Raw genomic sequence first — 12,459 nt, forward strand, 5'->3', positions numbered from 1 at the left:
CGTAAGGCAGCAAGTTTAACCCATGTCTAAAGATATTGTGTATCTTTGCGCAATCTTTAGGCTGGGCTTGTTGATTGTTACGCTGTGGGATTGCTAGTTCCCGGATGATTGCAGGATACAAGTTCCAGCCTTCTTAATTCCAGCTCGTTCACATAAACCAAAACAATTATGAGAACGAACACAACACACACTACCCATTACACGCATTCGATCAAAGATCGCTACGCGAGGTATTCCCGCAAATCACTTTTAAAGAACATCATACGTGCGCCTGAATAGATAGCAACATATAAAACAGGCTGTAAAAAGCAATAAAAAGGAGATGTCTTGACTTTCCTTAAAATGCAAAGACAGCTGAACCCAGTTCAGTCTAATTTCCCGCTATTTACGCCTGTCACCGACCTATACATTTATTAAGTTGCTTAAAAAGGTAATATTGGTCAATGAAACAGCTTTATTTTATTTTTCCACTTTAAAATTAAGTAAATTTTTGTTGAGTCCAAACTTTTTATCCGTAGTTTTTATTGCAATCCAATATCGCTGTAGGTCGGTATTTACTTCTTTCCGGCAGGGAGCGCCATAATGAACCCTATTTATGCCTTGAAATTGTATCTCGGCGCTTTTCGGACTTTTAATCCTATTTGTCCATTTGGCATAGGTCGCATTTGATCTGTGCAATGACAAGCCATTTTGAACGCGAAATTTTCGTGAAGGGGGAAGCTATGTCTGTATCTGAGCGAGCACCCGAAGGCTTGTCATACTTGATGAAACTAAATTATGAACCAAAAAACAAACAACCTGCTGCCCTTTGAGCTAGCATGTTATGAAATATACGACAATGGATACGATCCATTAAATACCATTCGGGAGTTCTGGTCCCAAAATACAATAAATGACTGTCAGGAAAGCCTATTGGCACTCTTTGAAAACTATAGAAAGGGCGAGGAACAACAAGATGCTGCTGATGTAAAGCAGATGCACACCTTTTTGATGAAAGTGTGCCGTGTACTGATCGCTTATTTTCTGGTGCACTTTCGTAAGATCAAAATCGATGCGGTGCCATTTGCCTTTGCTGAACCTGCAGAAACGATAATCGCAGATCTGGAAGCCAAACAAAGGATCCATAGTTTCTTTAATAGAATTTCAGAATAATACCTAATCCATAAGCAGATGATAAAAACATCAAAATCATTTTCGGCCTTATTGGATAAGGTAGTCAATATTCCAGTTATACAGATTACACTACTTGTAATCTTATTCATACTAGTTTTTCAATCCTATTTAACTTGTTTTTTAAAGGCATTGAAGAATACAACAATGCTTTTTACTTGCATTGCTGTATTTCATATGTTTAGTTTATCGGCTCAGACGCCCCGCAAGGACAGCGGGGCCTACGGGCCAACTCCTTTGCAGATCGGTGATACTATACCCGAATCACTATGGAGTACGCCTTTGCAGGTTGTAAACCACTCCGATGGTAAAAAAGTCATTTCTTTAAATGACTACAGAGGAAAGCTCATTATCTTGGACTTCTGGGCGACGTGGTGTAGCCCTTGTGTAGCAGCCCTTCCAAAATTGCAAAAGCTACAGGCTGATTTCAGCGACCAAATAGCGATAGTGCCCATTACCTTTCAAAAGGAACATATTGTGAATACTTTTATAAAGCGTAATGAAATTGGAAAGAAGCTGAACTTCTCACTTGTCACTGGTGACACATTGCTTTCCACCGTTTTCCCGCATCAATTATTTTCACACTTGGTGTGGATTGATAAAAAGGGAATACTTAGGGCAACCACATGGTCTGAATATGCCAATGCTGCAAACATTAGTATGGTATTGGAAGGCAAAGTGCTAAACTGGACAATGAAAAATGACATGCTCCAATTTAATAAGGACATGCCGCTGCTCACATCTACAGAAAACGGGGCTCCAGTGCCATCAAAAATTTATTATACAATGTTTTCAGGGCATCTGAATGGTGTGAACCCAACTGTGGGTACATCTAGGGATAGCATAGCCAAATCAGTCCGTAAATACTTTATCAATATAAGGTTGGTAAACCTTTGTGTGATCGCATGGGGAAAATCCATACCCGAACTATCTGCAAAGCAATATGTATATCCGACCGCTAAAAAAAGCATGTACGTACGGCCTGAAGCTGTTTATAGTGAGGACTGGAATAGGGAAAATACCTATTGTTACGAGGCGGTGATGCCCGAACATACAAGCTCTGCAGATTTTAACGATATGCTGGCGCAAGACCTTAAACGCTATTTTGGCATAGCGGGATATTTAAACAGAACCAATATGCAATGCCTTGTCATCCGTTCTACAAAAACCGTTAGAAATAGGATTAAGGTCGGTATCAAACTATCTGACCTAATTTGGAACTTCAATAATACGATTTTTTCAGTTCCGCTGATTGTGGATGAAACGAATGATCCAACTAAGCTAGTTTCTTCCTCGATTATGCAGTGTAAAGACCTCATAACTTTACGTACATCGCTTGAAGCTGAGGGCTATGCTTGTACGCTGGAAGATCGGGAGATAGAAACATTTACCATCCATAAAATCCGATAAGCCATGAAAAACATAGTAATAATAATATTCGTTGCCTTAGCCGGAATGAAAGGGTTGATCGCTCAAACTACGCTGCTGGGGAAAGTTTTTGATACAGATACGCATAGGCCTTTATCGCATTGTACTATAAAAGTTGATGGAGAAGCAAATGTCCTTGTCACTGATGAGGGTGGACTATTCAGTTTAAAAACCGATAAACCAACGGTGGTTTTGACGATTAGTTATACGGGATATAAAAAGAAGGAAATACAGGTGGATCTTCCCCAAAAGGAAATGCTCTTAATTCCTATGGGTAAAGAGATAATGGCGCTGGAAGAAGTCAGTGTCATCAACACGGGGTATCAGAATATTCCAAAAGAAAGGGCTACGGGCTCATTTGAACATATTGATAGTGCCTTGTTTAACCGGAGGGTAGGGCCCGACGTACTTTCGAGGCTGGAGGGAGTGACAGGCAGTTTACTAGTCGATAAAAGAAATGCCGACCAGGTGAAACTTCAAATAAGGGGAGTCAGTACGCTTTATGCTTCCGATGATCCGCTGATCATATTGGACAATTTCCCGTATGAGGGGGATATCAACAATATCAACCCAAATGATATAGCGTCGGTATCGGTATTGAAGGATGCAGCAGCGGCATCTATCTGGGGTGCTAGGGCAGGAAATGGGGTTATTGTGCTCACCTCGAAAAAAGGCAGGTACAATCAGTCGGTTCATTTGGATCTGAATACGAACCTCACGATTGCACAAAAGCCTAATCTTTTTAACATTTCAATAATGTCTACCCCAGATTATATTGAAGCGCAAAAGTTTTTGTTCAAAAATGGCTTTTATGATAATGAACTGAATGACACAGATTATCACCCTCCAGTTGGACAACTGATTGAACTGCTGGAAAAGCAGAAAAATACTCCGGAAAGTGACTTGGCTGGCATATCTGCTATTGAGCAGCAGATTAAAGCATTGGGAAAGATTGATATTCGGAACGATTTTGAAAAATACCTCTACAGGTCAGCTATTAACCAACAGTATGCGCTGAACCTGAATGGCGGGAATGAAAAGATAAAGTATGTGCTGAGTACCGGTTATGATAAGACAGCCAGCGAGTTAAAAGGCAATAGCAGTGAGAGGTTCACATTTCGGTTTAATCAAAGTCTGAAACCTATTAAAAATCTTGAAATTAGCACGAATATATTATATACTCAAAATTCAACCCAATCCAACAGTCCCGGTGGTTATTTTGGAGCCTATTCGATCGGAAATAGACAGCTTTACCCGTATACAAGATTTGCTGATGAAGCGGGTAATCCCTTGCCTATTGAACGGAATCTGCGCCAATCTTATATCGATAGCCTGCAAACGACGGGTTTATTGGACTGGTCTTATAGGCCGTTAGAAGAATTGGATTTAGCCGACAATAGAAATAGGGGTAAAGACCTGCGGATCGGAGCGAATGGTACATATAGTTTTTCATCCGCCTTAAAATTGGATGTCCGTTATCAATATGGTACGTATGATGTAAATGGTAGGAATTACCATAGTGCGAAAACCTATTTCGCACGTGACCTGATCAATAGATTTACAGATATATCGTCCGGTAAAATGATCCGAAATATTCCTTATGGAGGTATCCTTGATGAAAATGTGAGTCAGTTGACCGAAAACTCAATCCGTTCTCAGCTGAATTTCAACAAGAACTGGAAAAACGATCACCAAGTTGTCGCAATTGCTGGGATTGAAGCGAGGGAGATAAAAACTCAAAGTAAAACAACGCGAACTTATGGCTACGATGATAATCTGCTCACTTTTGTTCCCGTAGATTATGTAACGGAATTTCCGAGTTACAATAATTTATTTGGGTCGAATAGGATAGATGGGAATCAGAATTTTGGTTCCTTGTTGAACCGTTTTATTTCGTTGTATAGTAATGTTTCATATACCTATAAAAAGCGATATACGGTAACAGGAAGTGCACGGAAAGATGCTTCAAATTTATTTGGAGTAGAAACAAATAGAAAAGGAGTGCCGCTATGGTCGGCAGGAGTTTTGTGGAATATTCCGGATGAACCTTTTTACAAGATTGACGGACTGTCAAATCTAAAATTAAGACTTACTTATGGTTTTAGTGGTAATCTTCCAGCGAGCCAATCCGCCCTGGTAATTATGAACTATCAGCCCGCTACTGCAAGTCAGGTAAAACTTCCTTATGCAACCATTACCAATCCGCCCAATCCAAATTTGAGATGGGAAAAAGTTGGGATGTTCAATATGGGGCTTGATTTTGGGTTAAAGGGTAACAGGCTTTCTGGAACTATCGAATATTTCAATAAAAATGTAAGGGATATGCTGGGAAATAAGACGATGGACGCTTCTACAGGATTTAGCAGTATGGTGACCAACAGTGCCAATATGGAAGGACGAGGGTTGGATATAAACCTAAGCTCTGTAAATACAACCGGTGCCGTAAAATGGAGCTCTAATGTATTGTTCAGCTACGTAAAGAATAAACTTACGCGTTTCCTGACAAAACCGTCAGTATATGCAAATAGTTATGTCAACAGTGGCGATTTAATTTCAATTGAAGGAAAAATGCCCTATATGGTGGTGAGTTATAAATGGGCAGGCTTGGATGGCAATAATGGTAATCCCCAGGGCTTTTATAACGGCGAGCTTAGTCAAGACTACTATAATCTCGTCTATAGTTCACTATTATCGGATGCGGTATTTCATGGCTCGCCCTTACCTTTATATTTCGGGGCAATACGCAATGATATATCCTGGAAAAATCTATCATTTTCGCTCAACATCAGCTACAATTTTGATTATTATTTCAGGCGCAACTCCATTGACTATTCTTTATTGGCAAGTTATGGGAAGGGGCATAGCGATTTTGCGCAGCGCTGGCAAAAGCCAGGCGATGAAAATTTGACAAATGTACCTTCGTTTACCTATCCATTAGATAATGACCGTGACAACTTTTATGCTCTTTCAGAAGCTACGGTTGAACGGGGCGATCATATCCGGCTAAATGACATGCAGATAAATTATAGCATCAACAAAAGGGGGCTATTTAAACAGATCCAGATTTACGCCTATCTGAACAACCTGAATATCATCTTATGGAAAGCCAATAAGAAAGGAGTGGACCCCAATTTTGTTAGTGGTTTAAAAGCACCTTTAAGCATTGCTTTTGGGCTGAAGACAAGTCTCTAAATTAAAAGATTTAAATTATGAAAACTAGATTCTATTTCATCGTTATACTCTGTAGCATGTTTTTGGGATGCAAGAAATATCTTGATGCAAAACCTGATAAAAAATTAGCTATACCAGCTACGATAGCAGATTTGTGGGCACTGTTGGATAACTATACAAAGATGAATATGTCTTCTCCAAGAGCAGGAGAAGAATATGCAGACACGTATTATCTAACCGCTACTGGTTTCAAAGCGATTTCCAACATAAATACCCGCAATAATTATATTTGGAATGACAAGGGCGAGCTTTTTAGCGATTGGGTAAATGCTTACAGTGCGATTTTTTATGCTAATGTTGTTTTGGATGAAATTGATGCAGTAGCTAAGAACGAGCCTGATGATATGCACCAATTTGATGCAGTTCGGGGATCTGCATTGTTTTTTAGGACTTTTATGTTTTATGAATTGGCACAGATCTTTGCACCGCAATATGCGGAAAATACTTTATCGGCCCCCTGCATTCCACTGCGTCTGAATCCTGATCCTGCTATTCCTTCGGTGAGGGCGACCGTTAGCGAATGCTATTCCCAAATGATAAACGACCTGCGTACTGCTGCTCGGCTCCTGCCTGAGAATTCAGAAACGAAAAACAGACCAAGCAAAGCTGCTGCTTTCGGACTGCTCGGCCGCATATATTTAAATATGGGGGATTATAAAAATGCCGCGTTGTATGCCGATTCCTGCCTGCGAATTTATAGTAAGCTGATGGACTATAATTCATTAAGTCCAACGGCAGCAGTACCCATCCCAAAATTTAATGAGGAAGTGATCTTTGCAAGCCGTTCTTTTAGTGAATCGTCGTTGCTGTACACATCAAGGTGCAGAATAGATACTGTCTTGTATAGGAGTTATGCGGAAAACGATCTCCGTAAAGACATCTTTTTTAAAGCTAACACGGACGGTTCTTTTACAGTAAAAGCGAGCTATGACGGGAGTTATGGAGGTGCTTATTTTAATGATCTTGCTACGGATGAACAATACCTGATTTTGGCCGAATGTTATGCAAGATTGAACAATATACCGGCTGCAGTGCAATATCTGAATCTTATGCTTGAAAAACGATTTTTGAAAGGCAAATATCAGGCAATACAGGCTAGTACTTCCCAACAGGCATTGGATATTGTTTTGTCGGAAAGAAGAAAGGAGCTGGTTTTTAGAGGTGTACGTTGGTCGGATATAAGAAGACTGAATAAAGAAGATCGGTACCGTATCTATCCGGTCAGGAAACTGGATAACGAACTGTTTGAATTAAAACAGGATGATAATCGGTATATCAGCTTGATTCCGTTAAAAATAATTGAAATTACCGGACTTCCACAAAATGAGCGTTAAAAGAGAACTGGGGGCCCATATATCGGCCTCCAGTTCCTTTATTTACAACTAATCTCAATTTACAACTAATCTCTTAATTTAACATTAGTCGTTTCCACACCGCTGGCTTGCGCATTATTGATTTCGTTTTTAAATGCAGTTGAAAACGAAGCAGGGTGCATTCCACTACCTTCCGGCGCATTAATTACACAGATCTCACCTACATTCGGACATAAATTTGCCGCTTCGGTTTCATTTGCAGGCTGTGTGCTTAACAGGGTATAGTTGCTTTCGGCAGTTCTTGACCCACTACCATTGTATTGATACCACTTAGTAGCAAATACTTTATTGGCATTGTGGTTTGAACTGTCTTTAACATCTGGCTTAAAAGCAAATGTTAGGGTCGCAATTCCGACCATAGTGGCTAGCGCAGACGCACTGAACCATCTTTTATTATTTTTAATGATTTTTTTTGAAATCATGGTTGTGGTCTTTTTTATACGGTCAAAAAAAGGTTGCCTCAAAAAACTTTTATTAATTTTTATTTTGTTGGGTGTCTTTTAGCAGACCTCGCTGGCCGGCTTTGCATCCCGATACGCAGCCTGCCTGTTCCCAGATGACCCCTAAGGGCCATCCGGGATTTCCGTGAACAGTGCCCCTTTACGGTTGTGCAACGTTCGCTGTACAACTCTCTTCTGGGCGAAGGCAATCCGATGCGGCAAAGTGTCCAGCTGAAGCTTGTCTTTGACCAGTCTGCAGACCAAACCCTTGGGCATAGACAGCAGATGCACCTGCGTCCTCAGGGACGAGTATAGCTTTCCGATGCAACGGAAAATGGCTATCATCCTATTCAATATATGGTACTTTCTGTTCATAAAACTTTGTTTTACCTGATCCATTTGTCTGTCGGCAGTGGCGCATCCTTAGCGCAGCATGCCCACTGGGCTTTTATTGTTTCTTCGTTTTTATCCCGCTAACTTTTTCGTCGTTAACTTATACCAAAGTTCGGCCTTAAAAGAGCACTGGGCTTGGCCGAATCTGGAGTCGGGTATGTACCGGATTGAAGTGATGATAGGGTATGGCAATAAAAAATCCCCTCGGGAGGGGATGCTGCGGTTAAATTTTCAAAGGTGTATTGTGGTGGCTTCTTGGATAATCTCGTCAATGAATGCCAGATATTCGTTTTCGCTTTTAAAATTTGGCTTAATTTTCCGATCTACTCGATAAAGAATATGATCGCGTATAAAGACTTCTTCAAAAACAGAACAGATAATGACATATTTATGTGTCAGGTCAATCTTCGAAAGAAGATGATTTACTTCAAGATAATCACCACCGCTGCTCAAGATCAGTATCTCGGCTTTCGCAGCAGACAGTTCCAGCGTTTCCTCACGGATTTCTATTAAACGGGGGTGTTTGGTGAGGGTTGTGACGATATCCACTTTTGATAGATTGATCATCTGCCATGCCACATAGCTATAGCTCGTTTTAATGGGCAATGGCTGCCGCGGTGCTGCTATCTTCCTTGCATGGGACAAAAGGTAATAAAGCATAGCCTTTGGAGAATAAATATTGCCAGCAGCATTTGCTGCCTTGAGTACCTCTTCATCAAGTTGATAATTTTCAGGGAAATAGGAGGCGGCCATCTCGATACAAATACGTAGCGGGCCATATTTCCAGGCTCTATATTTTCCACAGACTTTTCTCGCAATAATCTTGCTTTTGTCAGCTGGCTCAGCGATAAAAAGTTTTCCGACCGCGCTGAAAAATTTTCCGATTTTTTGAATGATTTCTTTCATGTTTTTAGGTCACTAGGTTAATTTAATAATAAATTTATAAATAGTCTTGGTTATACCGCATAAAAAACTCGGTTGCGGTCATGCCGGTTTTCTTTTTAAAAAAGCGTGCAAAACTGCTGGGTGACGCATAGCCCAGTTCATAGGCGATTGCATCGGTAGGCATTCCGTCTACAATATATTTCTTGGCGAGATCTAGCATGAATTCTATTTTCAGCTCTTGGGGACTCTGTCCATAGTAAAGTTGGATAAGCTGATGCAGATAGTCCATACTGATTCCGAGCTGCCAGGCAATATCTTCCAGTTTAAAATCCTGGCCAAGCTCGGCTACTGCCTGCTTAATAGCGGCATGGGCTTCTTTGGATTTGATGTGGGATTCCGAAATCTTGTCATATTCTTCAAAGATCTTTTCCTTCGATAGCTGGATCAGTTTCTTGATACCCCAGAGGATATTGACCTCACTGTCGAGGTCGCCTTTCTTGATTTTTGACGCAATGGTTTTTAGCAATGAAATAGTCCTGATGCCAGCACGGAAATCGATGCTGCACCACGAATTCGGATCTTGTTTTCGATAGGCATGGATCAAGGCGTGAAGAAACTGGAAGGGACGCTCATTGCCATCGCGGAAAATGCTGCCGCGGAAATAAAAGTTAACGAGGGTATACCTTCCGGCAGGAACATGGATTTCATAATCACTTCTGGTTAAGTAGAAGTAGCGCCCGCGATTGCAAGAGATGCTGTAACTGATGCGCTTCTGAACATCCCTGATCTGAATGGCACGATCTTCTGTCAAGAGATAAAAGATATGCATATCCGACGCTGTGACTTGCATCGGAATGACAATATCGGCAGGTATATGCAGATCCAATATATTGATGTAGCCGAGCATGCCGTCAAACTGCTGCAGGCAGGCCTGCCCATGTTGGTTTTCGTAATGTTGATAGTCCGCATTGGACATGCTTATGCTTGGCTTGAGCGTATCAGTTCTCGGACTGATCGGCTGGTCAAATACCTGTGCGATATCGATCTGTAGTGCTGTTTTCATAATGGTGTATAGGTCAATAAAAATCCCCCCGGTCAGGATTTCGGTATGATCGGGGGAAATGGTTTTTGGATAACGTAGGGTTGGATTACTGCTGCGGACCGGTGTAGGAAATCCAGATAAACAGCGGAGTGAACATCATCGTCGCCACACCATCCTGCCATTCATCGAGGCCGTGAACCATAAGCTCCTTAAAATCTGGATCATCATCATCTCCCTTGTCTTCTTTTTGAAATTGAAGTACGTTGCCCTGCATGAGATAATTGCTTATCGCTGTGCCAAGTTGTTTCCGAAATCCAGGTGAAAAATCATAGAGCTGCTCCACCTGATGGGGCTTCAAGTCAAAATTGTGTTCCATCCAGACTGCAAAATCGTCTTTAAGAAGTTGCATCTCGAGCGCGCGCTCCGCTAAGGGTAGCGCAAGAAGGGTGGCTACTTTTTGCGCCACACCTGGATTGTCAAAGTTCTCTTTCATACAAATTGTGTTTTTGCAAATATTTATTTAAATAGATCAAATTAGCAACCGCCCTGTCCTAACCTCCGGGGTTTTGGAGGATAATCTTCTTTTGGATGATTGAATTTTGCTTAATATTTGATTTTATTTAGTAAATTGGATCTGTAAACCAGTAGAAACCTAAGCCATTTAAGAGAGCTTGACATAGCATATGAAAGTATTAAAACTAACGGTGGAGAGTTTACTCATCTCCATGCTTTTTAATTTAATCGGAAATCACGGTATTTATCTGAATCGATTTTGGACACAGACCTATTGGATGTGGACGGTGGCATTTGCAATTGCGATTGGTGTTGCGGTCGTGTTCACGCAGATGTTTCTTGAAGCCTTTGGGACTTATTGGCAGAAGCGGTACCCTGATTTGATACTCATGAGCAAGGGGAGGGTCATGACCAAGAGTATACCCAAAGGTCAGCTCTGCTGTGCAATTCTTGCTACAACTATATCGATTCTATCGATTTATCTCTTCATTATCTATTGTTTCGCTTCTGTCCGCAGCGAAGATACGTACAGCTTGTTAAGAAGCTATCTGCTGCATTATATGCCTTTTATTGGTCTAGGCTTTATAGCCTACGTGATCTATGTTTTTCGTAACGGCAAATTATGGTGGCTAACAACTGAAAATGTGATGGCTTTGTTAGGGAAAGAGGTCATGTCGCAGGAAAACACAACAGATAGAGCGGGAACTATAGCACCTCCAAGTGCATTGGATAGGACTATCGTAATCGGATCACTCTATGATGTGCTGCATAAAGATTCGCCATTCAATTTAAATACCTTGCAGATGGATGCTGTACGTATGTTTGATGTGCCCTTTTATTTTTCCCAAAAAAGAAAAAAAGAAGTCGTCCTGATCAATGGTATCCGTTTGGAAGCCCATCATTTCATGCAGGAGCTAGAAAGGTTGGGGCTTGATAAATGGTATTTCCGCATCAATAAAACCTGTAGGGTAAATATGATGCACGTCCGTCAACCGATATTGCCAAATGCCACTTACCTGGAGTTTCGTAAGGAAGTGTTTGACAGCCTCAAGTTGAATATGACGGAATTGGAGATCAGCAACCTGCTGCAGATAACTGAATGGATGCGCAAAGAAAAAAAACTAAAGGATTTTTTGGATAACGTCAATAACCTGGAGCATGAGGGATGGGATAACCTTATTCGGCTCAATTGAATCATCCCACTTTATAAACTTAGATAGACCGAGCGCAGTAGACAACAGGTCTGCTGCTGCGCTGGATTTCGGCGGTTAGTCGAGCTAACCTTACCCGTTTATGTTTTTTGTAAAAGGATCTCCTGATCAACAGGATATCACCCCCCGTTTTGTGTCCAATGCGACAGCTATTCACCTTAAAATCCACTATTCTTTTCAATTAAAATCAGGCATCGGATATACGCCCTTAGCGGCCAAGCTGGACCGTATCCTCGACCTGCTGCAAGAACAGCAGTATACGGAGCTCCACAAGCTGACCGGTACAATGACCATCCACGAAGTCGCCTATTTTTTGAGCAAAAGTGTGCGCACCATCGAGCGCCGTATCGCCAAAGGCCTGCTCAAAGCCACCTATAAAGAGGGTAATGCGGATCTCTTTCTCAAAAAAGATGTGGTGCAGCTGTATGTGGCCGAATATAAAAAATGGCCGCGGCAAATGCCTTAAATCCCTACACTATTCGTACCTGCTTCGTATTGTCTTCGGGGCTGCATGTAAAAGCAGCCACTGTTAATCCGTTGCTGAACAGTATTTCCCTGTTCGGAGACTGGTGAAGGTCTGGTCAGTATCTGTACAAGATCTATTGCTGATCCGAAGCAGGTACGAATCAGGTGCGAAGCAAAGGCCCGAGACTGCTGCACAAACCCGTAGTTTTTGAAGTGCCAGACGGCGGTGTACCTGGAATATGCCCGATTGCCTCCGACAACACGCCGACAAAAGACGGGCTGCCGCCGACGAGTCTCCGCCAACCTGT

The 12,459-nt window shown here is 41.6% G+C and carries 11 protein-coding genes; 6 read left to right on the forward strand and 5 right to left on the reverse strand.

Annotated features, from left to right (window positions below; genetic code table 11):
- Positions 1-777: 777 nt before the first annotated feature.
- From DTA23_RS24790 to DTA23_RS24805, 4 genes are read left to right on the forward strand one after another with little or no spacing between them, the layout of a single operon-like run.
- On the forward strand, positions 778-1,152 hold the full coding sequence (locus DTA23_RS24790; protein ID WP_112376314.1) for a hypothetical protein: 375 nt from the start codon (positions 778-780) through the stop codon (positions 1,150-1,152).
- Between the two features lie 18 nt (positions 1,153-1,170).
- Positions 1,171-2,580, forward strand: coding sequence for a TlpA family protein disulfide reductase (locus DTA23_RS24795; RefSeq protein ID WP_112376315.1), 1,410 nt, complete (start codon positions 1,171-1,173; stop codon positions 2,578-2,580).
- A gap of 3 nt (positions 2,581-2,583) precedes the next feature.
- Complete coding sequence (locus tag DTA23_RS24800) at positions 2,584-5,790, forward strand: SusC/RagA family TonB-linked outer membrane protein (RefSeq protein ID WP_112376316.1); 3,207 nt, start codon at positions 2,584-2,586, stop codon at positions 5,788-5,790.
- 17 nt (positions 5,791-5,807) lie between these two features.
- Positions 5,808-7,163, forward strand: coding sequence for a RagB/SusD family nutrient uptake outer membrane protein (locus DTA23_RS24805; protein WP_112376317.1), 1,356 nt, complete (start codon positions 5,808-5,810; stop codon positions 7,161-7,163).
- A 65-nt stretch (positions 7,164-7,228) separates the two neighbouring features.
- Here the strand turns inward: DTA23_RS24805 and DTA23_RS24810 are convergent, their stop codons facing one another.
- The 4 genes from DTA23_RS24810 to DTA23_RS24825 form a co-directional block, all read right to left on the reverse strand.
- Positions 7,229-7,624 carry a hypothetical protein gene (locus tag DTA23_RS24810; RefSeq protein WP_112376318.1) on the reverse strand — a complete coding sequence of 132 codons (396 nt, stop codon included), beginning with the start codon at positions 7,622-7,624 and terminating at the stop codon, positions 7,229-7,231.
- Between the two features lie 642 nt (positions 7,625-8,266).
- Positions 8,267-8,941, reverse strand: a complete 675-nt coding sequence (locus tag DTA23_RS24815; protein ID WP_112376319.1) for a hypothetical protein — start codon at positions 8,939-8,941, stop codon at positions 8,267-8,269.
- A 34-nt stretch (positions 8,942-8,975) separates the two neighbouring features.
- Positions 8,976-9,983, reverse strand: coding sequence for a helix-turn-helix domain-containing protein (locus DTA23_RS24820; protein ID WP_112376320.1), 1,008 nt, complete (start codon positions 9,981-9,983; stop codon positions 8,976-8,978).
- 85 nt (positions 9,984-10,068) lie between these two features.
- Positions 10,069-10,455, reverse strand: coding sequence for a hypothetical protein (locus tag DTA23_RS24825; protein WP_112376321.1), 387 nt, complete (start codon positions 10,453-10,455; stop codon positions 10,069-10,071).
- Between the two features lie 190 nt (positions 10,456-10,645).
- Between DTA23_RS24825 and DTA23_RS24830 the strand changes: the two genes are divergently transcribed.
- Together DTA23_RS24830 and DTA23_RS24835 are read left to right on the forward strand one after the other, a co-directional pair.
- Positions 10,646-11,668, forward strand: a complete 1,023-nt coding sequence (locus DTA23_RS24830) for a hypothetical protein (RefSeq protein WP_112376322.1) — start codon at positions 10,646-10,648, stop codon at positions 11,666-11,668.
- A 100-nt stretch (positions 11,669-11,768) separates the two neighbouring features.
- The gene (locus DTA23_RS24835) at positions 11,769-12,152 is read left to right on the forward strand and encodes a hypothetical protein (protein ID WP_070561185.1); all 384 of its coding nucleotides are present in this window, start codon (positions 11,769-11,771) and stop codon (positions 12,150-12,152) included.
- On the opposite strand, the gene DTA23_RS26980 is transcribed toward DTA23_RS24835, so the two are convergent.
- On the reverse strand, positions 12,149-12,346 hold the full coding sequence (locus tag DTA23_RS26980) for a hypothetical protein (RefSeq protein ID WP_146753205.1): 198 nt from the start codon (positions 12,344-12,346) through the stop codon (positions 12,149-12,151). The two genes, DTA23_RS24835 and DTA23_RS26980, sit on opposite strands and share 4 nt — an antisense overlap.
- Positions 12,347-12,459 lie beyond the last annotated feature (113 nt).

This window comes from Sphingobacterium multivorum, assembly GCF_900457465.1.
In the GTDB taxonomy this organism is placed as follows: domain Bacteria; phylum Bacteroidota; class Bacteroidia; order Sphingobacteriales; family Sphingobacteriaceae; genus Sphingobacterium; species Sphingobacterium multivorum.